The sequence below is a fragment of the Pectinatus haikarae genome (genome assembly GCF_050916305.1).
Taxonomy (GTDB): Bacteria; Bacillota; Negativicutes; order Selenomonadales; family Selenomonadaceae; genus Pectinatus; species Pectinatus haikarae.
Window position 1 is genome coordinate 754,076 of record NZ_CP116940.1, and the last position, 24,818, is coordinate 778,893.

The window sequence follows — 24,818 nt, forward strand, 5'->3', positions numbered from 1 at the left end:
GCCGCATATTCACAAAACATTTTTTACTAAGGCATATACTATATCCAGCTAAAAATTTTCTATATTACCACAGATAATTGTTTTATGATAGAATATATTATACTTCTTTCCTACAGAAAATAATTTTTAACAGCAATATAAACCGCATTGATATTTACCGCAATTATCTTCATTCACTGTATAAATATTATTCAGCAGAAAATCATCAATTGTGCTTTTCACCTTTCAGATTTATTCGCTGCTATCCATTTTTTAACCTGCCAGCCGGAAATATTTCTGAATTCTACATACTATTTTTACTATTTTATTTCATAAGGTGGTCTGCTCCCATGCCGATATATAATCCTCCTTTAAGAACTGTTGATATAAAGGAAACACGACGCTATGCCGGTCTTTCTGCCGCTGATTTCAGTGAACAAGCTATTATCGCTGCCTGCAACGAAATGGTATATCTTGCAGAACCGCGAGGAAGCTGGGAAATGTATAACTATGACAACATCAAAGGTATCGTTTCCGCTTCTGTTCCGTTTAGACTGCAGGGCAGTAAAATTCTTAAGCATCTGAGCCATTCTGAAAAAGTGATATTACTTTCTGTGACAGCAGGCAGTAATATTGAAACTGCCATTGAAAAAAATTTCCATGAGGGAAGCTACACACACGGGCTGCTGCTTGATGCAGCAGCCACAGCTGCAGTTGAACAAGTAGCTGACGGTCTTGAAAAAAACATTGATATTTCGATCAAGCCGCTTGGCTATAAACGTATTTGGCGATTCAGCCCAGGATATGGCGATTGGGATATAAGCTGTCAGCCGCATATGCTTCGTCTGACTAACGCGTCTGCCATAGGAATAGAATATACTTCATCCATGATGCTGACTCCCAGAAAATCTGTTACTGCTATCATCGGACTTGTGCCTGAGACAGATCCCTTCACTCCGCAAAGACCTTCCTGTGCTACATGCCCGCAAAAAAATTGTTCTTCCCGTATACAATAACAAAGATTCAATAAACTTACTGCATGTTTCACGTGCAACATTAAAAGGAGTTAATATCTATGCTTAATATATTTGACGGAGCCATGGGCACTATTTTGCAGTCAGCCGGTATTTTAAAAACAGGAGCATGTCCTGAAATACTTAATCTCAATAATACTGCTGCTATTATCGATGTCCATAAACAGTATATTTCCGCTGGATCGACCATTATTGAAACCAACACTTTTGGTGCCAGCTCCTTGAAACTTTCACATTATAATTTAGCTGACAAGGTACGTGAAATAAATATTGCTGGTGTAAAAAATGCAAAAGCGGCTGCACAAGGCCGCTGCAAAGTTGCCGGCTCAATGGGCCCTATCGGCAGATTTATCGACCCACTTGGTGATATCAGCTTTGATGAAGTATATAAAGCATATTTTGAACAGGCACACGCATTGATAGAAGGCGGTGCGGATTATCTATTAATCGAAACATGTATAGATCTGCAGGAAATGAGAGCAGCTCTCCTAGCCGTCAAAGATGCCTCTCCTGCAATTCCCGTCATCTGCCAAATGTCATATTCTGAAGATGCCAGAACCGTTACCGGAACCGATCCGCAGACTGCAGCGATCACACTTGAAGCAATGGGAGCTGATATTATCGGAGCCAACTGCTCCACCGGGCCTGAGGAATTACTTCCCATAGTAAAAATACTCGCCGACAATTGCAGGTGTCCTATCAGTGTTCAGCCTAACGCCGGCATGCCTCACTTGATAGGCGGACAAACTGTATTTCCGATGACTCCCGATGATATGGGCAGCTGGGCGCCAAAACTGGTAGAAGCAGGTGCCTCTTTTGTCGGCGGCTGCTGTGGGACAACCCCCGCACATATAGCCGCAATAAAAAATGCTATTGCGGATCAGTCTGATCCTATACGCAAGTCACCGCTAAAAAGGCTTGCTCTGACCAGCCGCACCAAGACTATTTTTATTGGTGCAGATCTTCCGACAAAACTCATTGGTGAACGAATAAATCCGACCGGCCGTAAAAAGCTTGCTGCTGAGATAAAAACAGGGTCCTTCATATCTGTAAAAAAAGAAGCTGTAGAGCAGACAAATGCCGGTGCTGACATTCTTGATGTCAATATGGGCGTGGGTGGCATTGATCAATCCATTGCCATGGAAAAAGCAATAAAAGAAATATCTCAGATAGTACCTACTCCCCTGTCGATAGATACCAGCGATCCAAAAGCTCTGGAAGCAGGATTAAAAGCCTATCCCGGACGTGCACTCATAAATTCAGTTTCTGCAGAACCTGATCGTTTAAAATATTTTCTGCCGCTGGCAAAAAGATATGGTGCTGCGGTCCTATGCCTTCCCTTATCCGATAAGGGACTGCCCAAAACGGGAAATGAACGCATTGCTATTCTGAAAAAAATAATTACGGCTGCCAAAAAATTCGGACTGCATGACAATGATTTTATTCTCGATTGTCTGGTAATGACTATTGCCGCAGATAAAACTGCCGCTGTTGAAGTATTAACAGCCTTATCTCTGTACCGCAGCGAGTTTGGCTACCCTTCGACAATGGGTTTATCAAATATATCTTTTGGACTTCCCAACAGACCTCTTATAAATAGTACTTTTTTTGCCATGTGCCTGGCAGTCGGTCTTGATGCTCCCATAATAAATCCTTATGATCATTTAATGAAAAACACATTACTGGCTGCTTCTGCTTTAAATGGAAAAGACTCAAACGGCCAAAAATACAGTTTATATGCATCAGATCAAGCTGTCGACAAGCCTACCGCAATAATTGAAATAACAGATGAAAATATTATTGAGGCAATTAAACAGTCTATCATAACCGGAGAAAAGGAAAATATTGCCGGACTGGTGGAAAGAGCTTTAAAAAATGGACATTCATCAAATGAAATAACGGAAAATGCTCTTACAGCCGCAATGAATATTGTTGGTAAAAATTTTGGCGCCAAAAAAATTTTTTTACCGCAGGTCATGCTTTCTGCTGAAGCTATGCGAGAAGCGTTCTTAAAAATAAAAGAGATCCTGCCGGCCCAGCTGGCAAAAAGCAAGGGAACCGTTGTTATTGCTACCGTAAAGGGTGACATACACGATCTTGGAAAAAATATAGTTTCCGCACTTTTGGAAAATAACGGTTTTAAGCTTATAGATTTGGGCAAAGATGTTGATAATGAAAAGATTGTCCGAGCTGCCATCGAAAATGATGCTGACATAGTTGGTCTCTGCTCACTAATGACCACGACTATGACTCAAATTGACGCCGTCATAGCCTCTCTGAAAGAAGCAGGATCAACTGCCCAGGTAATAGTAGGCGGTGCCGTACTCACACAGGAATATGCCGACAGTGCCGGAGCCGATGCATATGCCGCGGATGGTGTTGTCGCCGTGGAAATAGCAAAAAATCTCACAAATAAGAGAAAAAATGATTCTTTCCCACAGTAAATATTTTTTTAATAATATGGCTGCACAAAAATAAGGACCAAAATAAAATGGTCCTTATTTTTATGCTCTATAAATTTAAGCTCCGGCTGCCGCATGAAGACTTATTAGGTCAAAATTCTGGCAATACGCGCATATTCTCTGTCAAGCTCCTTCGTATTGGCAACAGCATCTTTCAAATCTATAGTAACAATATCATTTCTGTCATAACCTATTACCATATCATAAAGACCCGATAATAATGCCAATGCTGCTTTTTCACCCAGACGGCTTGCCTTCACTCTATCCTCCACAGTGGGAGAACCACCGCGCAGAATAAGATCCAACACAGAAATACGCGTATCCAAATGCGTTTTCTCGGCAATCTCCCTGCCTATTTTCATAATATCTCCGCAGCCATCGGCAACTACTATAAGGCTGTATGTTTTTTCTAAAGTATGCCGTTTTTTAAGTGCTTTTACTAATCCATCCATATCAATGCTGTATTCGGGAACTAAAATATATTCTGCCCCACTGGCTATTCCCGATACCATCGGCAGCCACCCGCATTTTTTCCCCGATACTTCTACTACAATAACGCGGCGATGGGAAAGTGCCGTATCGCGCAGTTTATTAAGCGCCTCAACCACCGTATTAGCTGCAGTATCGCAGCCTATAGTATAGTCAGTCCCCCAAATATCATTTTCTATTGTAGCGGGAATTCCCACTATCGGAAAAGCAAACTCTTCACTGAAAACTTTAGCACCTTTCATCGTACCATCTCCGCCGATAACGATCATCCCGTCGATTTTATGCTTCCTCAAATTTTCAAAGGCTCTTTTTCTTCCCGCGGTCGTTTCAAATTCAGGACAAAAACTTGTTCCCAAAAAAGTTCCCCCACGTTGAATAGTGTCACTGACCGATATCGATTTTAATAGATTCATCTCATCATGTACCAACCCATAAAATCCATCATTAACTCCCCAGACAGTTTTTTTCTCAAATAATACCGCCCTCGTTACAGCTCTTATAGCAGCGTTCATGCCCGGACTATCGGTCCCACTAGTTAAAACGGCAATACTTTTTATCATTATATAAAACCCCCTCCCAAATCAGTCTATTATCTTCATCAACATTATACATATAAAAAATCTAAACGTCTATCGCTTATTAAGCTGTCAAATTTTCTAAAAAAGTGCTTTCCTGTATACCATCTATTCTGTCTTGACAAAATATCACGTAAAATGATAAAGTGAGCTCATAAACAGATGCTTTCTGTCTTTTTAACATCTTATCGATATGCATATATATCTGAAACCCAAAGGAGTATTGATATGAACTCAATAGAACTAAAATATGGCTGCAATCCGAACCAAAAACCCGCAAAAGTTTTCATAAACGAAGGCAATCTCCCTTTTACTGTATTAAACGGCCGCCCTGGTTATATCAATCTGCTTGATGCTTTTAACAGCTGGCAGCTCGTACAAGAGCTGCACGAGGCCACAAATCTTCCCTCAGCTGCTTCTTTTAAACATGTAAGTCCTGCCGGTGCCGCTGTCGGACTTCCTCTTTCAGCTTTGCTGAAAAAAATTTATTTTGTAGAAGATATTGAACTTACACCTCTTGCCGAAGCCTATATTCGCGCACGCGGCGCCGACCGTATGTCCTCCTACGGAGATTTTGCCGCTTTATCCGATGAATGCGATGCCGCTACGGCATCTTTCCTGGCCCGTGAAGTTTCTGACGGTATAATAGCGCCTTCTTATTCAGCGGAAGCTCTTTCCATATTGAAGAAAAAAAGAAAAGGTAATTATCTTATAATTCAAATGGACAAAAGTTATCATGCACCGGCATCTGAAATAAAAGAAGTTTTTGGTATCACTTTTGAACAGAAACGAAATGATTTAAAAATTACTGACGATCTTTTTTCAAGTATTCCTACGGTCTGCAGAGATTTACCTCCCGATGCAAAAAGAGACCTTATTGTTGCTTTAATAACATTGAAATATACCCAGTCAAATTCCGTCTGTTATGCCAAGGACGGACAAGCCATAGGTATAGGCGCCGGACAACAGTCACGTGTTCATTGTACTCGTCTTGCCGGGAATAAAGCTGATTTCTGGCATTTACGCCAGCATCCCAAAGTTCTTTCTCTGCCATTTAAAGAAAATATTCGCCGCCCTGACAGAGATAATGCCATAGACGTATATATTTCGGATGAATATATGGATTTATTTACAGATAACAACTGGAAAAATGTTTTCACAGAAAAGCCTCCAGTTCTTAGCAGAGAAGAAAAACATAAATGGCTTTCTGCCATAACTGGTACTGCCCTCGCTTCTGATGCCTTTTTCCCATTTGGTGACAATATAGAACGTGCCCATAAAAGCGGTGTAAAATATATAGCACAAAGCGGCGGCTCCATTCGTGATGACAATGTCATTGAAACATGTGATAAATACTCGATAACTATGGCTATGACCGGTATTCGTCTCTTTCATCACTAATTTATTACTATGCAGCCATAATAGCAGATGCAAAAAAAAGAAGAATTATCCACAATTTTTAAAAATAATTTGTGGATAATTCTTCTTTTTCATTTTTCATATTAAATAAATGCCTATATATAAATCACATGGAAGCCTGATATATAAGGAAATTCGTGTTTCCAAAAAATAATTATAATTTTGCCGGCTCATAAATCCTCCTGTGGATAACTTTATTAGTTACCTACAGATTATCAACAGTTTTTTTCATTTATTCAACGGTTATCCACAAATTTTGAACATTTCCCTGTGGATATTGTGGATAACCGAATAATAAATTTCAGTTTCCTAAAGTCTTCGAACAGACACAATCCAGCTAAATACTGCCCAAATCATCACAAACCTATATTAAGCACTCTATCTAAAAAGTCTCTGGCCTGTATGTCCATACTGTTGCTCTGTGTATCAATTTTCACAAGACTTTCCTTTGTATTCACGACTGCGTTGAATATGGTTTCTTCAATGCTTCCGGGAATAATATCTTCCCAATTCTTAACAGAATACACATTCTGCGTCACATTATTAGATGGCTGCCCTACGACTTCAAGTTCACACAGGAATTGCATCTGCCGCAATTGAGGGCGTATATAATAATGATCCAGCAAATATGACTGATCAGCAGAAATATTTGAATATTTATCAGCCGGTGCACTTGCCTTGTTGGCATCAACCAATTGTATCCATACATCCATTATTTTTCTGCTGCTGTTCGGCTCAAAGATCCAGCGGGCTGATTTACGGTCAAGGTAATAAAAAAATCTGCTGTCTTTTGCTATCAGCACAAATCTTTTTTTATCGGCCTCATCCGCTTTATTCATTTTTTTAAATATATTTTCGTCTTTATCCTTTTTTGCTGCCGATCCCTTATTATCCTCAGCAGCAGTCTGTCCCACATCCTGATTTTTCACCGTTTCCGCATTTACTACCGGCTCAGAATCTATCGCGGCAGATGGAAGAGCTGCCAAAGCTGCCCTTGAGTCCAATAGAAAACTTATACACAGGACCAGTAAAATATATCTGCGCATATATCCCCCACCCTTCATATATAGTTATGATGATCATTACCATAATACTTTTTCAAAATATAGCCTCCGCTATATTATTAGCTGCCGCTCAGTAAATTCCTCTATTACAAATGTTTTCTTTCCGGACTACCCGATTTACGGGGATATACATCGGGGGTTTTATCCGTCTTGAGCACATAAACAACAGCCCGAACATCATTGAGACCCGGTAATTTGACAGGTTTTACTTCTGCCAGAGAGCCTCCTAATATTTTTATTGCATTTTCTGCCTCGCAAATTTCCTCTTTATACTGTTTTCCCTTAAGCGCTGTAAAATAACCATCTCTTTTTACAAGTGGCAGAGTATATTCACATAAAACAGGCATTCTTGCTACCGCACGGGAAAAAACTATATCAAAACTTTCTCTGTAATTTTTTTTGCGGCCTATTTCCTCAGCCCGCCCATGAACAAATTCTATATCTGATATATGAAGTTTATCGGCCACATCCTGAAGAAATTTTATACGTTTGGCAAGTGAATCCAGCAATGTTAAACGTAGCGCAGGATACATTATTTTCAAAGGTATACCGGGAAAGCCTGCACCTGTACCGACATCAATAATCCTTGCCGAAGGATCAAAAAAATTCTCATTCCAACCACTTAATGAATCAATGATATGTTTGACAGCCACTTCATCAGGATCAGTTATCGCAGTCAAATTGATTTTATTATTCCACTCAACAAGCAGTTTATAATATATATTGAATTTTTCACACTGCACTTCACTGAGCTGTATTCCATACTCTTTTGTTCGTTGCTGCAGACAATCATAAAAATCCATTAATCATTCCTCCGGCTATATTGTTCCAAATAAATCAAAAGTATAGATATATCCGCCGGAGAAACACCGGATATTCGCCCTGCCTGGCCAAGTGATAAGGGTTTTATCTTATTCAGCTTTTCAACAGCTTCTTCGCGCAAATTAGCGATTTTCATATAATCTATATCCGGTGGTATTTTTTTGTTTTCCAATTTTTCCATCCGGCTTACCTGTTCCTCCTGCTTGCTGATATATCCTTCATAAACCGCATCTGTTTCTATCTGCTTTATGACTTCATCATTTATATGAGGAAGATTAAATACCTCTTCCAATTCTTTATATCCTATATTTTTCCTTTTTAACATATCATATAAATTAATGCTTGCCCTGATTTCTTCCATATCATTTTTTCTGAGCAAATCATTTATTTCCCGGCTGGGATTGATCTTTTTCCCCTGCATTAAAATCTTTATTTCATTTATTTTATCCTTTTTTGCCAGGTATCTGCTGTATCGCTCGTCATTCACCAATCCTACTTGTCTGCCTTTTTCAGTCAAACGCATATCTGCATTATCCTGCCGTAGAAGCAAACGATATTCCGCACGTGAAGTCATCATACGGTATGGCTCCTGTGTACCCTTTGTTACTAAATCATCTATCAGCACTCCTATATAAGCTTCTGACCGCTTGAGTATGAGAGACTCTCTTCCCCTTATCTTCATGGCTGCATTGATACCGGCGATAAGACCTTGTGCCGCAGCTTCTTCATAGCCGGATGTCCCGTTAGCCTGCCCAGCAGAAAAAAATCCTTCTATATATTTATGCTCAAGCGATGGTTTCAGCTGTAAAGGATCCAAACAATCATATTCGATAGCATATCCCGGACGCATTATTTTTACGTTCTCCATCCCCGGTATAGTTTTTAAAAATTCAAATTGAATATCAACGGGCATACTTGTAGACATGCCCTGTACATACATTTCATTGGTATGCAGCCCCTCCGGCTCTATAAACAATTGGTGCTTATCTTTATCAGGAAAACGTATTATTTTTGTTTCTATGGAAGGACAATATCGCGGACCTACGCCCTCGATAATACCGTTTGCCATAGGCGCTCTATCTATGTTATCTCTGAGAATTTTATGTGTTTTTTCATTTGTATAAGTAAGCCAACAGGGAACTTGTTCACGTGTATGCTCATTGCTCAGGAAAGAGAAGTTGTGTACTTCACTATCACCGGGTTGAATCTGCATTTTAGAAAAATCCAGTGTTCTCTTGTCTACGCGCGCAGGGGTACCCGTCTTGAATCGCATAAGTTTTACTCCGATTTTCTGTAGGGACTGTGACAATGCCACCGCTGCTCTCTGCCCAATAGGACCGCCTTCATATGTTTTTTCACCTATTATTACTCTTCCGCGAAGATATGTACCAGAAGCCAGAACAATACATTGGCATGTGTATATCTCTCCTGTTTCTATCTGCACTCCAGCAATTTTTTCATTTTCTACCAGTATTTTTTCCACCAGCAATTGCTTTATATCAAGATTATCCTGATTTTCACATGTTTCTTTCATGGAAAACTGGTATGTTTTCTTATCCGCTTGAGCTCTCAAAGCCTGCACAGCTGGTCCCTTACTGGTATTGAGCATACGGAACTGTATGCATGTTTTATCGGCGTTCACCCCCATCTCACCGCCAAGCGCATCCAGTTCACGCACCAAATGCCCCTTGGCCGGTCCTCCCACTGACGGATTACACGGCATCATGGCTATATTATCCATATTCAACGTGGTGAGCAGCGTCCTGCATCCAATACGTGCCGCGGCGAGGCCGGCCTCCACTCCGGCATGGCCGGCCCCAACAACAATGACATCATAATCTCCAGCAATAAACACTTTATTTCCCCCAGTTAATGTCTAAACTTACAGTATTTCTTCCAAGCAGCAGTATTTTTATCTATTATTTCCCTATGCAGAACCGGCTGAAAATCTCATCAATTATATCTTCGCTGGCAGTGTCTCCTATAATATCCCCCAGCCTTTCCCATGCTGAACGCAAGTCTATAACCACAAGATCCTCCGGTATATCATTATCAAGGCTCTTTATGGCATCACTCAAATGTCGTTCCGCTTTTTTAAGTGCTTCACTTTGACGGACATTATTTACCAATTCACCCTCATTATAGACCACATTTCCGGCATAGACCTTCTTTTTAATAACTTCCGTCAATTCCTTTATCCCATTATCACTGACAGCAGATATATGCGCTATTTCACTGCCGGAGCATTGTTTTCTTATCCAGCGTTCGTCCAACGATTGTTCTAAATCATTTTTATTTATAACTATTACAACATTTTTTTCTTCTATCAATTTTATTATTTTTCTATCATCGTCCTCTATCGGTCTCGTTCCGTCAAACAAAGCCAAAATAAGATCAGCTTTTTCTATATAAGACCGAGCCCTGTCCACACCAATCTTTTCCACTTTATCTTCAGTATGCCGTATACCGGCTGTGTCTATAATTTTTAAAGGGATGCCTTCCATATCAGCATATTCTTCTATGCTGTCCCGTGTCGTTCCCGGAACATCTGTGACGATTGCCCTTTCAGAATGCAAAAGCCTATTAAGAAGGCTTGATTTACCTACGTTTGGTTTTCCTACTATAGCCGTAACCAATCCCTCGCTTAAAATACGTCCAGTATTGGCGCTGGCAAGCATTACATTGATCTTATCTTTAATCTCTCCTATTTTTTCCATAACCTGTATATTATCTATTTCATCCACTTCCTCCTCAGGGAAGTCTATTGCTGCCTCATAATGAGCAATCATTTCCAATAAGGGGTCCCTTATCTGCCGTATATGTGAGGAAAAACAGCCTGATAAATGACCTGATGCCACTTTCAGCGATGCGTCTGTCTTGGCCTTTATTATATCCATAACAGCCTGCGCTTGTGCCAAATCTATTCTTCCATTCAAAAAGGCTCTTTTTGTAAATTCGCCCGGCGCTGCCAGTCTTATCTCTCCTATTTCTATTAAGAGGGATAATATTCTGCGCAGAGGCAGCATCCCGCCATGGCACTGTATCTCTACTATGTCCTCTTTTGTATAGGAATGAGGCCCTCTCATAATAATACATATTGCCTCATCTATTATATCTTTTGTTTTCGGATCTATTATTTTCCCGTATACAGCACGATGTGAATGTCTATCTGCCAATGCTCTCTTATTAATAGCCGCAAAAATCCTATCGACTGTTTCAATTGAATTTATTCCACTGACACGAATTATACCAATACCGCCTTCGCCTAATGGTGTCGCTATCGCGGCGATTGTATCATTTATATCCTTAGCTATCAATTTTTTCCTCCATCATATAATAAGCTCGGCCCTTTTTATATCAGCCAATGTTTCCTTAATATTATAACAGATAATTAAAAAAGCCGCCCCTCATTTCAGACAGCTTTTAAATGAAAATTATAAATTAATACTATTAAAAACACCTATATAAGCCTTCCTGAAATATAACCAATAAAAAAATAAAACAGACCACCCCCTGAATATCATTCAAAGGCTGGTCAGCAAAATATAAACATGACTATGCACACTGCATTAAAAATCTATCTGTTTTTCTTTATGTCTACTATTATCCTGCGATGCGGTTCTTCTCCATCACTGTAAGTTATAATATCAGCTTCATCCTGCAATGCCATATGAATTATCTTGCGTTCGTGCCTGTTCATCGGCTCTAATGTCATTTTTCTTCTTGAATTTCTTACTTTATCGGCAATTCTCCATGCCAAATGTTTTAGCGTATCCTCTCTGCGGTTCCTGTAATCTTCCACGTCCAGAATAATATGTTCTCTGTTGCTATCGGCCCCTTTATTTGCGGCCATGTTTGTAAGATATTGCAACGCATCAAGTGTTTGACCATGCTTGCCTATCATTATCCCCATATCCTGATTGCTGCTCATTTCAAACAGACATCCGAATTCAGTTTCTTTCCTGCTTATACTAACATCCATTTGCATAGCTGCGAATACATCTTTTAAAAAAGTCTGCGCTTTTTCTGAGGGAAGCAATTCCTTCACACTTGCGCGTATTTTAGCACCCTTATTGCCAATAAGACCTAGGAAACCCTTTGACGGTTCTTCCAGTATTTCAAACAGAACACGACTCTCAGGCATTTCCAGCTGCCTGAGAGCATTTCTCTTTGCTTCCTCTATATCCCGCCCTAATACTTCAATAACTTTCGCCATATTCTCAAGAAGCCCCCCTTACTTAGTTGGCTGTCCTTCATTACGGTACATCCACCACTGCTGCAATACCTGCATAATGTTCATCACTACCCAGTATAAAACCAGACCAGCCGCAAATTTAATACTTATCCATCCTATGAATATAGGCATGGCAATCATCATCACTTTCATCTGCGCTGCCTGAGCAGATGATCTGGATGTTTGCCACTGAGTGATAAGCGTGGTCAATGCCGATAAAACAGGCAGTATATATAAAGGATCCGGTAATGCAAGATTCGGTACCCACAAAAATGTCGGATTATTATCAAAATGAACACTTTGCAAAGCATAAAACATTGCCATTAATATTGGCATCTGTGCTAAAAGCGGTAGACATCCTGCCAACGGATTAACTCCCGCTTCCTTATAAATCTGCCCCATCTTCTGTTGAAGTTCCTGAGGTTTTCCCTTATACTTTTCTTGTAATGCCTTTATCTTAGGCTGTAAATCCTGCATAGCCTTCATTGACTTTACCTGCTTTACCGTAATAGGATATAGCAGCATTTTAATAACGATTGTCATTAATATTATAGCCAGACCATAATTATCCAGTCCTATAACCTGTGTCAGGGAATAAAAAAAACCCAGCACAGTTTCTAATATCTGTACTATCGGGTGAAATAGGGAATCAAAAAATCCACTCAATTCATCACATCCTAATCAATTATTTATTATTTAACGGGATCATAGCCGCCTTCATGAAATGGATGACAACGCAGTATACGCTTTATTGCCATAAGGCCGCCCTTTTTCACCCCATATTTTTCAATTGCAGTAACAGCATATTCGGAACAAGTAGGAATATATCTGCAAGAAGGTGCTTTCAAAGGAGAAATATAATTGCGATAAAAGTATATCATGCCGATAATTAATTTCTTCATCATTTTTATAGCACATCTTTCCAAATCTTTGCTCTTTTACATAAACGACAAAAAGACTTTTCTATAACAGTGTAATCTGTATTGACTGATGCCATGCGTCCGACCAGTAAAATACAACAATTTATACTAATATTTTTTTTATTTTTGCGATAAATTTCCCGTAAAACTCTTTTGATACGATTTCTGACAACGGCATTACCCAGTTTTTTACCAGCAGCAAAGCCTATTTTATGATTAAATTTACTATTATCTGCAATATGCATCACTATATATCTATCAGAAAAAGTTTTTGCCCTTTGATATATATATTGAAATTCCTCATTATATTGCATTACTATTTTTTTTGATAATTTCTGATTCATACAACTCCATATTAATGGGGGTTGACATTCCCCGCGGCTTTTGCCCGGGGATGTTCCCCTGCGCACGATTAATTTTATTAAGACTACACAAAAACTTCAGGCAATCTATATTATATTCCGTGCTTATGCAGATAATTTCTTTCTGCCGCGGGCGCGCCTTCTTTTAATAACTAACTGTCCGCCCTTTGTTTTCATGCGTTCACGAAATCCATGAGTTTGCTTTTTCCAATGGTTGTTAGGTTGAAATGTTCTTTTCACTCTATACACCTCCTTAAACTAATAAAATGACAATTTGCTATATGAAATTATAGACTACACGGCTTATAGTGTCAACAATTCAAAATAATTATTGATAACTTTATTGGCTTTTGATAAGATGATATATACATATCCACATATTTATCCACATATTTTTATTTTATCCACATATTTTATCAACAGCTTTGTAGATACTTGATTACCAGTATTTTTTTCTTAAAGCTTTTTCATTGCCTAATAGAGACAAGACTTTAAAAAAATTTGAAGTTATCAACAATTGTGCATAACTTTGTGGATAACTTTTTTTGTCCGATAAATACTTTTTTTAATCGACTATTATTACATATGCTTAATAGACAGGATCAAATTTCCTCAGTATTTTGATAAATTACAACCTGTTTTAAACTTATAGACAGAAAGGATCTTTTTAATGGAGAATGCACAGTTATATGCTACTTGGGAAGAAATACTGAAAAAATTGGAAAATTCTCTTTCAAAAATGGTATGCGACACATGGCTCAAACCTATAAAACCAATGACATTAACAACTACAGCTCTGCAACTCGGAACACCGACAGATTTTTCCAAAGATTGGATCGAAAAACATTATATGCAGCTTATTCTTGATGCAAGCTATGATGTCACAAAAGCAAGACTTGATATTATAATAACCAGCTTTCATTTACAAGACACCATGCAAGAAGAAGATCAGACACAAATTCCTTTAATTTATACACCTGCTGCTCCCGTCAATAAAATAGAGGAACCCTCGGTTTCAGATTTTCCTAAAAATAATGCACCCTTACCTATAGTACCTGGAGACTCATCATCTTTAAACCATAAATATACATTTGAAACATTCGTAACGGGGAATTCTAATCGCTTTGCCCATGCAGCCGCTTTAGCAGTAGCAGAATCTCCCGCTAAAGTTTACAATCCTTTTTTTATGTATGGCGGTGTGGGGCTTGGCAAAACACATCTCATGCATGCAATAGGTCATAAAATACTGCAAAATAATCCAGATATGCGTGTTCTATATATATCAAGCGAAAAATTTACAAATGAACTTATAAACTCTATCCGCGACGGCAAACCAGAAGCTTTTAGACAAAAATATAGAAATATTGATGTGCTGCTTGTTGATGATATCCAATTTCTTTCTAAAAAAGAACATACCCAGGAAGAATTCTTTCATACTTTTAACACCCTTCACGATGCCAATAAACAAATAATAATATCAAGTGACCGGCATCCGAGGGAAATACAAACTCTTGAAGATCGTTTACGTTCTCGTTTTGAATGGGGCCTTATAACTGATATTCAAGCTCCTGATCTTGAAACACGTATAGCAATTTTAAGGAAAAAGGCTTTATTAGAAAATCTTACTGTTCCTAATGATGTTATGGTATATATTGCCAGCCGTATAGATAACAACATCAGGGAACTGGAAGGGGCACTCACTCGTGTAATGGCTTTTTCTTCACTGAACAAACAAGTAATAACAAAAGAATTAGCTGCGGAGGCATTAAAAAATGTATTTACAAATAATGAAAGCCGTACAGTGACCCTTGAGCTTGTGCAGGAAATTGTTTCATCTTATTTTAAAATAGATATTGCCGAATTAGTCGCGAAAAAAAGAACAAGAAATCTGGCTTTTCCCCGTCAAATAGCTATGTACTTATGCAGAGAATTAACTGATTCATCCTTACCGCGTATAGGTGAAATTTTTGGCGGACGAGATCACACTACAGTCATACATGCCTATGATAAAATCAGTCAAGGACGAAAATCTGATAAAAAACTTGATAATACCATTAAAGAGTTGACAAATAAGATAAAAAATATTTAATCTAAATACTTATCCACAAAATGTGTATTTAATATGTATAAAAGGTGAACTTTATGTGGATAAAAAACTATAGCTCTTTAAAATGTGAATTTGTGAATTCAGAAGCTATACTTATCAACAGCTTATTAACACAAAAAAACCTTACTACAAAAGATAAAAAGCAAGTTATCAACATTTTCACAGCCCCTACGACTACGACGACTAACTTTATATAAATATATATTAATAATAAATAAGGAGAATAAAATGAATTTCATATGTACCAAAAATGACCTTTTACAAGCTATTCAAATCAACATAAAAGCCATATCAAGCAAACCTCAAATGCCAATACTTTCAGGGATATACATACATGCAAAAAATGATATACTAAAAATAGAAACAACAGATTATGATATAGGTATAATCTGTAAAATAACCGCAGATATAAAAGAAGAAGGAACTTTAGTACTTCCAGGCAAATACTTTGCAGACGTAATAAAAACATTACCAGGAGAAGAAATAGAAATAGCATCAAATTCCGAACAAAATACAGTAACTATAAAATCAAACACAGCAAAATTTAACCTTCTAAGTATGGCTTCATCTGAATTTCCTAAAATTAAAAAATTAGAAAGCAATAACAATATCTCAATAAAAAGCAATGTACTTATTGATTTAATCAAAAAAACATCATTCGCCTGTGCCACAGAAATGATGAGACCTGTTTTCACAGGATGTTTATTTGATCTTAATAATGCTGAAATAACTATGGCGGCTACCAATACACACAGGCTTGCTGTAAAAAAAGAAATAATGGATGATAACAAAACAAACATAACAGCGAAACTAATAATTCCTGCTAAAATACTCAACGATTTATCCACATTACTTGCTTCTGATATTCCTACTGATGTAGATATTATCTATTCTCACAATCAGATCAGCTTCAGTTATGATAATGTCTACATTGTTTCCAGATTAATAGAGGGTCAGTTCCCCGATTATAACAATGTTATTCCCCCCTCATTTAGCTCATCTGCTCTTATAAAAACACGAGAATTACAAAGTGCAATAGATCGCGTAGCATTGATATCCCGTTCTAATCAATATAATATTATTACACTTAATTTTGACACAAATAACTTACTTTTATCATCAAATAACCCAGAAATAGGAAAAGCTGAAGAAAACATAAATATAAAACTCAATGGTCAACCCATAAGTATAGCTTTTAATGCCAGATATATACTGGATATGCTTAAATATATAAATACAGAAGATATAACGTTTTCTTTTAATACTGAAACCAGTCCGGCTTCTATAAAAGCAGTCGGTGATGACTTGTTTATTTATGTAGTCACGCCTGTACGCAAGGCTATATAATAAAATATCATTTTTGTTTTTTAATGTTTCTATAATTTATACGGGATATGTTTATGAATATAAATAAATTACTGCTTAAAAATTTTCGCAGCTATAAAACTCTTGAATTGACTTTTTCGCCAGCTTTAAATATATTTACAGGAAACAATGCTCAAGGTAAAACCAACATAATAGAAGCAATATACTATGCTGCTTTGGGTACATCATATCGCATAAAGAATGATGCAGATCTGATATCATGGCAGAAAAATGAGGCAGTAATAAATATTGATTTTTCAAGGATAGATATAGAAAATAATATCAAAATTTATTTAAATAAACTAAAACGCCGTCAAATAATACTTAATGGCGGAAATATACGGCAAAAAAATCTGCCGGGAAATATTACCATAGTAATGTTTTCTCCTGAAGATTTACTTTTAATAAAAGGATCGCCAAGTCTCCGTCGAAGATTTTTGGATATTGAATTGTCTCAGACTGATATATTTTATTATGATATGCTGGTAAAATATAATAAGATAACAAGTCAAAGAAATAACCTTTTAAAATCCATAAGAGAAAAAAAACAAAAAGCTTCTATGCTTGATATATGGGATAGGCAGCTTATAGATACAGCTGTTTTCATATGGAAAAAACGTTATGCTGCAATAAATCAACTGTCAAATTTTGCAGCTGTTATGCAGAAAAATATATCCGATAATAGGGAAATTCTTACTATGAACTATAAAATAAACAATATAGAGTTTGCAGAAAATAATATGGAAAATTTAAAAGAATTGTATGCTGATACTATAAAAAGAAACAGATTGGATGATATCAGGCGGGGAAGTACTGGAGCCGGTCCACACCATGATGATATAGAATTTTTTATAAATAAAATAAATCTAAAAAATTTTGGTTCTCAAGGACAGCAAAGAACTACTGTTTTATCTTTAAAATTGGCTGAACTAGAATATATAAAAAGTATCACCAGTCAATATCCTGTATTACTTTTAGATGACGTTATGAGTGAACTTGATAAAAATAGAAGAGAAAAAATGTTAGTATTTTTTAAAGAAAAAAAGATACAAACAATTGTTACAGCTACTGATATTTCTATGTTTGCTGATCTAAAAGACGCTCATCTTTATAATGTGTCGCTGGGCGATGTAAGGACTGCAGAATGCTGAAAAGAAAAAGAAAGAATACTGATTTTAACAGTGTTGGTCAAATAATGCCCAGGGCCCTAAATCATCTTACTAAATCTCCGGAATATAAACTTTATTTAATAAGATTTTATTGGGAATCTATAGTGGGAAAAGACATAGCAGATCATGCTGTTCCAAAAAATTTTGCATTTGGTACTTTGCATATAGGCACATCCAGCAGTGTATGGGCAAATAATCTTTTGTATATGAAATTTGATATTTTAGATAAAATAAATAATGCTCTTCAATATAAATTGATAAAAGATATACACTTCACTTATGGAAAAAATGGCAGTAATAAAATAATTTCGTCGAGAATAAAGGAGAAAAAAAATACAAAGAGAATATTAGCAAATACAGAACTCTCTGAAGCTGAAATGATTTCTGTTGAAAAAAAATGTGCGGCAATTAATGATGAAGATCTGGCAAAATATATTAAAAAAGTTTTAATAGTAAATGAAAAAATTAATAAGATTAAAAAACAAAATAATTGGCATGAATGTAAAAAATGTGCTGCATTATGCGCAGCAGAAGAAGATTACTGTGATAATTGCAGACGTGAACTTAAAAATATAAATTATTCTCAGATAAGAAAAATATTAATGACTAAACCTTGGGCTAGATATGGAGAAATAAAGAACTATGTTGACAATTGCTCTGCAGATATGGTCAACAAGGCTAGAATAAGTTTAGTTCAGCGCATGACAATAAATTTAAAAATTACATCGTATGATGATATTCAGCTTAAGACCCTTATTATGCTTTATAAGGCATTGCCTCCGGAGCAGATAAACCAAAAGGTAGTGAAAGAAAATATAAACAGGCTTAAATATGATTTGATATATAATGAAATGAAAAAATTGATGGAAAAAAAGGGGGAAAATTAATGTTTCTCCATATAGGAAAAAATGTATCTATTCCTTTGAAAAATGTGATTGCTATATATGATATAAAAAATAAAAAGAATGATGAATTTATATTGGCAATGAAAGAAAGAATTGAGGATATATCAAAAAGTTTGCCTAAATCCTGTATAGTAACGGATAATAAAATCTATATATCATCTATATCTGCATCAACTCTATATAATCGTTCAATAGGACAAAATTTTATGGCGGTAAATAAATGACAGAAAAAAACATTATAAATATAGCATTGGGTGTGGATAATAAATATTTATCATATGCAGGTATTTTAATGACTTCCATAATAATGAATTCTTTGGGAAATAAAATAGTATTTCATGTTGCTATTAGTGAAAAATTATCAGATTTAAACAGAAAAAAAATAGATTTATTCAATAATTTATATAAAAATGCTTACATAAAAACATATGATTTGGAAGAAAAAATAAAATCATTGCCTGATTTATCAATTTATACGGATAAACGTTTTAACAAGGCTATACTTTTAAGAATATTTATCCCACAAATTTTACCCGATAATGTAAAAAAATTGATATACCTAGATGCAGATATGTTGTGTGTAGGGGATATAAAACAATTATGGGACATAGAAATACCGGATAAATATATAATAGCTGCCAGTCAGTATAAGAAGAAACATGGTATTGAACAAATAGATCGGCTGGGGTTAAAATCAGATAAATATTTTAATTCTGGAGTATTACTTATAAATATGCATTTATGGAAACTAGGAAACATAACAAAGTTGATCGAAGATTGTTATGTTAAATTTTATGAATTTTTTTTGCTTCCCGATCAGGATGCCATAAATGTAATTCTTCAAAACAATATTTATGATCTTCCACATAAATTTAATAGAATGACTGCTCCTAATGATCCGACGATTGATTTGAGAGAGAAAAATGATATAATATTGCATTTTGTCAATGAAGCAAAACCTTGGTTAAAGGGGAATACTCCTGTAATAGATAAATTATATAAAGGCTATGTATATCAATCTGTATGGAACGATTTAGAGTTTTTGGAACCTGATACCCCAGAACTTATGCTGCTTGCTGGGAGGAATTATGAAGAAATAGGTGATTATGAAAAAGCGGCATATTATTATGGAAATTCAGCTAGAGATCTAATGAAAATTCAGCTAAATATAAATAAATAGAATTGATATAATATAAAATTCATATAGTCATCATTTATTTTAATATGACGTTAAATTATTTCATAATTTTATTTAATTGTGGTATAATAATAAAAAATAAGGCGGTGTAAGGATGAAGTATGCATTTGATATAGTATCCGTTGGTGAAAATGTATCAAGCCTTTTAAAAACAAGTAAATGTATAACTATTGTAAATGATGGATGTAGTGAAGGACTCGCAGCGATGTCCATTGTTCATACGAAGGGAAAGCTTGCAGAAAACATTGAAGCAGGGGATACACTTGAATGGGGAGCCCTAAAATTCAGGATAGTTGATATCGGTTCGGATGTTAATAAAAATTTGGCCGATATAGGACATTGTACAATTTTATTTAATAAAAAAGCTTCGTTACCAGGTCAAATGTCTGTTGAAGGAGCATATTTTCCTAGTTTCAATAGAGGCGAAACCGTAAAAATATATTAATCCTTATTTTATTTTTATAATTGATTCGATCATTTTACGTCATATTTTTTATAATTTGCAGATGATGGGAAATGGTTGAATCTATTGAAATATTTTGTTTTGATGCCGTTTTTATTTTTTTTGTGAAAATTTACAATATATTATATCTTGTAATTTTTTACAGCAATAAATTTTAATGGATTGGGGTGTTTAAATGAATATTCATGAGTATCAAGGTAAAGAAATTCTTCGTTCCTATGGCGTATCTGTTCCTGATGGTAAGCCGGTTTTTTCACCCGAGGAAGCAGTAAAAGTTGCTAAAGAGCTTGGACAGGATGTAATAGTTGTAAAAGCGCAGATTCATGCTGGTGGAAGAGGAAAAGCTGGTGGCGTAAAAATTGCTAAATCTGCTGAAGAGGTTAAAAGCTATGCAAAAGAACTTTTTGGAAAAGTTTTAGTTACGAAGCAGACTGGTCCAGAGGGAAAAAAAATAAATCGTCTTTTGATAGAATCTGGCTGTAAAATAGCTAAGGAATTGTACTTAAGTTTCACGATTGATCGCAATACAGCGCAGACCGTTATGATAGGCTCAGAGGCGGGCGGTATGGAAATAGAAGAAGTAGCCTCATCTACTCCGGATAAAATAATAAAAGAATATATAGACCCGTTTATTGGTCTTGCACCTTTCCAGGCACGCCGCATGGCTTTTAAATTAAATATTGAACCTTCTCTCATTAATAAGGCAGCTTCTTTAATGACTGGATTGTATAAAGTATTCGTGGATAAGGATTGCTCTTTGGCTGAAATAAATCCTTTAGTTCTGACGCAGGATAATAATGTGATGGCACTTGATGTTAAGCTTAATTTTGATGACAGTGCTTTGTTCCGTCATCCTGATATTATTGCATTGCGTGATGAAACAGAAGAAGATCCTAAAGAAAGGGAAGCGGCGGAATTAGGACTTAATTATGTGAACCTGGGCGGTAATGTTGCGTGTATGGTTAATGGAGCAGGGTTGGCTATGGCTACTGTGGATATCATTAAACATTATGGCGGAGAACCAGCTAATTTTCTTGATGTAGGCGGTCAGGGATCGGCAGAGGATGATGCCAAGGCATTTAAAATTATGACAGCAGATGGGCAGGCAAAAGGTATTTTTGTTAATATTTTTGGTGGTATAAATAAATGTGATATTATCGCTGAAGGTATTATTGAAGCAAATAAGATGCTTGAATTGAAATTGCCTATTGTTGTTCGTCTGGACGGTACAAATGTAAAAGAAGGCCGGGAAATATTGAAAAAGGCCAATATTCCTAATGTCATTATGGTTGAATCCATGACAGAAGGTGCCAAAAAAGTTGTCGAATTAGTTAAAAATGCTTAATTGACGGAGAGGAGGATTTTTTTATGGGAATTTTTATAAATAAAGATACTAAAGTAATAGTACAGGGAATTACCGGAAAACAAGCTCTTTTTCATACAAATCATATGCTTGCCTATGGAACTAAGATAGTGGGCGGTGTGACTCCCGGAAAGGGAGGACAAACTGTAGAAGGAGTTCCTGTTTTTAATACTGTGGCAGAGGCAAAAGAAAAGACAGGTGCAAATGCTTCAGTTATTTTTGTGCCTGCAAAATTTGCGGCAGATAGTATACTGGAAGCAATAAATGCGGAAATGGACGTTGTCGTCTGCATTACGGAACATATTCCTGTTGATGATATGATAAAGGTTCGCCGCTACCTTAAAGGCAAAAAAACACGTATGATAGGTCCTAACTGTCCGGGAATAATGACTGCGGATGAATGTAATATAGGTATAATACCAGGATCAATACACAAAAAAGGTCACGTCGGTATAATTTCACGCTCAGGAACTTTGACTTATGAAGCTATGTATCAGATGAGTAATGCAGGAATTGGACAGACTACCATTATTGGTATAGGCGGTGATCCTGTAAAAGGGACAGATTTCATTGATGTATTGGAATCGTTCAATAAGGATAGTGAAACTAAGGCTGTATTGATGATAGGTGAAATAGGCGGAACAGCGGAAGAAGATGCTGCGGCATGGATACATGCTAATATGAAAAAACCTGTAGCCGCATTTATAAGTGGTCGTCAGGCTCCTCCCGGCAAACGTATGGGACATGCTGGAGCTATTATTTCCGGAGGAAAAGGTTCAGCTGCTGACAAAATAAAAGCTCTTAATGCTGCAGGCATAGAAGTTGCGGATACTGTTGCTCATATGGGAGAAACGATGGTCAAAACTTTAAAGGCAGCAGGAATATATGAAGAATGTCATAACTGTTAATAATTATTTTTAAGTTTTTAGCTTTAAGAAAAAAATCAGTGTAAAAACACTATAGAATAACAATAACATGTAAAAGCACGGTGAATTATTTTGCTGATTTATAATTTGCTGTGCTTTTTTTATTTTATCTCTATAAAATGATTTTATTGTTTATTTATGTTAGAATAATAAAGTAAGTTTTTAGTTCAACGGGTTCTCCGGTGAACTTTTAGGCATGTGCAGCCTTTAAACTGCATAATATCATTGTTATTATAATGATTAATATAAAGGGAGATATTTGATGGAGCAGCTGCAAAATGAAATAAAAAAGCGACGTACATTCGCTATAATATCACATCCGGATGCAGGAAAAACGACGCTTACGGAAAAATTACTTTTATATGGAGGCGCCATACATCTGGCCGGTTCCATAAAATCAAGAAAGGCTCAGAGGCATGCTGTATCAGACTGGATGGAAATAGAAAAGCAGCGTGGTATATCTGTAACATCAAGTGTTTTGCAGTTCGATTATGCAGGATGCAGAATAAATATATTGGATACACCGGGGCATCAGGATTTTAGCGAAGATACTTATAGAACACTGATGGCTGTTGACAGTGCGGTGATGGTAATTGATGCGGCTAAAGGTATAGAGACACAAACTAAGAAACTTTTTAAAGTGTGTAAACAAAGGAATATACCAATATTTACTTTTGTAAATAAATTAGATAGATTTGGCAAAGCGCCGCTTGACTTGATGACGGAAATAGAAAATGTTTTGGGCATACGTGCTTATCCGATGAATTGGCCGATAGGCATAGATGGACAATATCATGGCGTATATGATAGAAGAAAAAAACATATTGAGCTTTTTGCCGCAGACGATTCACACGGGCAGAAGGAAAGAGCTTCTGTTGTTTTTTCCATGAATGATAAAGATGCAATAGCACAGATTGATAATGATGTATATCAAACTCTTCTTGGCGATATAGATTTGCTTGATACGGCAGGAGAAGAGTGGAATGATGAAAAAATTTCACATGGTGAGTTAACTCCGATGTTTTTTGGCAGTGCTATGACTAATTTTGGTGTACAAAATTTTCTTGAAGAATATCTGAGGTTAGCTCCGCAGCCGCAGCCGCATGAATCGACAGAAGGCATTGTAATGCCTGATGATGAAAAATTTTCGGCATTTGTATTTAAAATTCAGGCTAATATGAATCCTGCGCATCATGACAGGCTGGCGTTTATCCGCATATGTTCTGGTAAATTTGAACGTAATATGCAAGTTTTTCATATCCAGGAAAATAAAATAATAAAACTTTCCCAGCCGCAGCAGTTTTTGGCGCAGGACAGACAGATAATAGATGATGCATATCCGGGAGATATAGTAGGATTATTTGATCCGGGTATTTTTGGTATAGGCGATACAATATGTGACACTAAAAATAAATTTAAATTTGCTGATTTTCCGGTATTTCCTCCGGAACGTTTTGCCAGGGTAGAAGCTAAAGATACTATGAAACGAAAGCAGTTTATAAAAGGAATAACACAGCTGACGCAAGAAGGTGCAGTGCAGTTATTCGAACAGCCAGGTACAGGTATGGAGAGTTATATTGTCGGTACTGTCGGACAATTGCAATTTGAGGTTTTGGAATATCGTTTAAAAAATGAATATAATGTTGACATAGTGATAACTATGCAGCCTTTTGAGGTAGCAAGATGGCTTGAGTTTAATGATGGAAAAGAAGTCGTACCTGAATCTCTGCGGGGAGCTGACAGAGGAATGTTTGTTTATGATATGAAAAACAGGCCTGTGCTGTTGTTAAATAATGAGTGGTCACTTGGATGGATAAGCGATAACAATCCTGATATCGTACTGCATAATGTACCACCGGATAAAAAAGAAGCATAAAAAAATAAAATAGAAAAAATAATTTTTGTATATAAAAAATGAACTGCCCTCCATAAGTCAGATTTCTGTTCAGCTTATGGAGGGCA

General features: G+C 36.5%; 23 protein-coding genes. 13 read left to right on the forward strand and 10 right to left on the reverse strand.

The window, feature by feature from the left end; genetic code table 11:
* Positions 1-329 precede the first annotated feature (329 nt).
* The gene (locus NXG61_RS03670) at positions 330-995 is read left to right on the forward strand and encodes a vitamin B12 dependent-methionine synthase activation domain-containing protein (RefSeq protein WP_196604160.1); all 666 of its coding nucleotides are present in this window, start codon (positions 330-332) and stop codon (positions 993-995) included.
* A 59-nt stretch (positions 996-1,054) separates the two neighbouring features.
* Entirely contained in the window at positions 1,055-3,457 is a 2,403-nt protein-coding gene (locus tag NXG61_RS03675; protein ID WP_307223357.1) for a homocysteine S-methyltransferase family protein, read from the forward strand.
* A gap of 104 nt (positions 3,458-3,561) precedes the next feature.
* Here NXG61_RS03675 and NXG61_RS03680 read toward each other — a convergent pair whose 3' ends face one another.
* Positions 3,562-4,524, reverse strand: a complete 963-nt coding sequence (locus NXG61_RS03680; protein WP_196604158.1) for an ATP-dependent 6-phosphofructokinase — start codon at positions 4,522-4,524, stop codon at positions 3,562-3,564.
* 243 nt (positions 4,525-4,767) lie between these two features.
* Here NXG61_RS03680 and NXG61_RS03685 point away from each other — a divergent pair, with 243 nt between their 5' ends.
* Positions 4,768-5,940, forward strand: a complete 1,173-nt coding sequence (locus NXG61_RS03685) for a phosphoribosylaminoimidazolecarboxamide formyltransferase (protein ID WP_307223354.1) — start codon at positions 4,768-4,770, stop codon at positions 5,938-5,940.
* A gap of 374 nt (positions 5,941-6,314) precedes the next feature.
* On the opposite strand, the gene NXG61_RS03690 is transcribed toward NXG61_RS03685, so the two are convergent.
* From NXG61_RS03690 to rpmH, 9 genes are all read right to left on the reverse strand, one after another.
* Positions 6,315-7,004: a hypothetical protein gene (locus NXG61_RS03690; RefSeq protein WP_196604156.1), complete on the reverse strand. Its 690-nt coding sequence runs from the start codon at positions 7,002-7,004 to the stop codon at positions 6,315-6,317.
* 104 nt (positions 7,005-7,108) lie between these two features.
* On the reverse strand, positions 7,109-7,825 hold the full coding sequence (gene rsmG, locus NXG61_RS03695) for a 16S rRNA (guanine(527)-N(7))-methyltransferase RsmG (protein WP_307223351.1): 717 nt from the start codon (positions 7,823-7,825) through the stop codon (positions 7,109-7,111).
* Entirely contained in the window at positions 7,825-9,699 is a 1,875-nt protein-coding gene (gene mnmG, locus NXG61_RS03700; protein ID WP_196604154.1) for a tRNA uridine-5-carboxymethylaminomethyl(34) synthesis enzyme MnmG, read from the reverse strand. The genes rsmG and mnmG overlap by 1 nt, the downstream gene beginning before the upstream one ends.
* A gap of 64 nt (positions 9,700-9,763) precedes the next feature.
* Positions 9,764-11,161 carry a tRNA uridine-5-carboxymethylaminomethyl(34) synthesis GTPase MnmE gene (gene mnmE, locus NXG61_RS03705; protein WP_307223349.1) on the reverse strand — a complete coding sequence of 466 codons (1,398 nt, stop codon included), beginning with the start codon at positions 11,159-11,161 and terminating at the stop codon, positions 9,764-9,766.
* Positions 11,162-11,421: 260 nt separating this feature from the next.
* Positions 11,422-12,060 (reverse strand): RNA-binding cell elongation regulator Jag/EloR, encoded by a 639-nt coding sequence (jag, locus tag NXG61_RS03710; protein ID WP_196604153.1) that lies wholly within the window; start codon positions 12,058-12,060, stop codon positions 11,422-11,424.
* Between the two features lie 18 nt (positions 12,061-12,078).
* Positions 12,079-12,744 (reverse strand): YidC/Oxa1 family membrane protein insertase, encoded by a 666-nt coding sequence (locus NXG61_RS03715; RefSeq protein WP_307223346.1) that lies wholly within the window; start codon positions 12,742-12,744, stop codon positions 12,079-12,081.
* Between the two features lie 26 nt (positions 12,745-12,770).
* Positions 12,771-12,980, reverse strand: coding sequence for a membrane protein insertion efficiency factor YidD (gene yidD, locus NXG61_RS03720; RefSeq protein ID WP_231038553.1), 210 nt, complete (start codon positions 12,978-12,980; stop codon positions 12,771-12,773).
* 5 nt (positions 12,981-12,985) lie between these two features.
* The gene (gene rnpA / locus NXG61_RS03725) at positions 12,986-13,342 is read right to left on the reverse strand and encodes a ribonuclease P protein component (protein ID WP_196604150.1); all 357 of its coding nucleotides are present in this window, start codon (positions 13,340-13,342) and stop codon (positions 12,986-12,988) included.
* A 123-nt stretch (positions 13,343-13,465) separates the two neighbouring features.
* Positions 13,466-13,600 (reverse strand): 50S ribosomal protein L34, encoded by a 135-nt coding sequence (gene rpmH, locus NXG61_RS03730; protein ID WP_196604149.1) that lies wholly within the window; start codon positions 13,598-13,600, stop codon positions 13,466-13,468.
* Positions 13,601-14,030: 430 nt separating this feature from the next.
* Between rpmH and dnaA the strand changes: the two genes are divergently transcribed.
* The 10 genes from dnaA to NXG61_RS03780 all read left to right on the forward strand — a co-directional run bounded on the left by dnaA (position 14,031) and on the right by NXG61_RS03780 (position 24,732).
* Positions 14,031-15,449 carry a chromosomal replication initiator protein DnaA gene (dnaA, locus tag NXG61_RS03735; RefSeq protein WP_196604148.1) on the forward strand — a complete coding sequence of 473 codons (1,419 nt, stop codon included), beginning with the start codon at positions 14,031-14,033 and terminating at the stop codon, positions 15,447-15,449.
* Between the two features lie 246 nt (positions 15,450-15,695).
* Positions 15,696-16,814 carry a DNA polymerase III subunit beta gene (gene dnaN, locus NXG61_RS03740; protein ID WP_307223342.1) on the forward strand — a complete coding sequence of 373 codons (1,119 nt, stop codon included), beginning with the start codon at positions 15,696-15,698 and terminating at the stop codon, positions 16,812-16,814.
* 53 nt (positions 16,815-16,867) lie between these two features.
* Positions 16,868-17,983: a DNA replication/repair protein RecF gene (gene recF / locus NXG61_RS03745; RefSeq protein WP_196604146.1), complete on the forward strand. Its 1,116-nt coding sequence runs from the start codon at positions 16,868-16,870 to the stop codon at positions 17,981-17,983.
* On the forward strand, positions 17,977-18,888 hold the full coding sequence (locus tag NXG61_RS03750) for a DUF721 domain-containing protein (RefSeq protein WP_307223340.1): 912 nt from the start codon (positions 17,977-17,979) through the stop codon (positions 18,886-18,888). The genes recF and NXG61_RS03750 overlap by 7 nt, the downstream gene beginning before the upstream one ends.
* A complete protein-coding gene (gene remB, locus NXG61_RS03755) occupies positions 18,888-19,130 on the forward strand; it encodes an extracellular matrix regulator RemB (protein WP_307223338.1) in 243 nt (80 codons plus the stop codon). Before NXG61_RS03750 ends, remB begins: the two co-directional genes overlap by 1 nt.
* Entirely contained in the window at positions 19,127-20,086 is a 960-nt protein-coding gene (locus NXG61_RS03760; protein ID WP_307223337.1) for a glycosyltransferase family 8 protein, read from the forward strand. The genes remB and NXG61_RS03760 overlap by 4 nt, the downstream gene beginning before the upstream one ends.
* A 112-nt stretch (positions 20,087-20,198) precedes the next feature.
* Positions 20,199-20,549, forward strand: a complete 351-nt coding sequence (locus NXG61_RS03765) for a PTS glucitol/sorbitol transporter subunit IIA (protein ID WP_196604142.1) — start codon at positions 20,199-20,201, stop codon at positions 20,547-20,549.
* A 193-nt stretch (positions 20,550-20,742) separates the two neighbouring features.
* On the forward strand, positions 20,743-21,912 hold the full coding sequence (gene sucC, locus NXG61_RS03770) for an ADP-forming succinate--CoA ligase subunit beta (RefSeq protein ID WP_196604141.1): 1,170 nt from the start codon (positions 20,743-20,745) through the stop codon (positions 21,910-21,912).
* A 23-nt stretch (positions 21,913-21,935) separates the two neighbouring features.
* Complete coding sequence (gene sucD / locus NXG61_RS03775; protein ID WP_196604140.1) at positions 21,936-22,838, forward strand: succinate--CoA ligase subunit alpha; 903 nt, start codon at positions 21,936-21,938, stop codon at positions 22,836-22,838.
* Positions 22,839-23,118: 280 nt separating this feature from the next.
* Positions 23,119-24,732 (forward strand): peptide chain release factor 3, encoded by a 1,614-nt coding sequence (locus tag NXG61_RS03780; RefSeq protein WP_196604139.1) that lies wholly within the window; start codon positions 23,119-23,121, stop codon positions 24,730-24,732.
* Positions 24,733-24,818 lie beyond the last annotated feature (86 nt).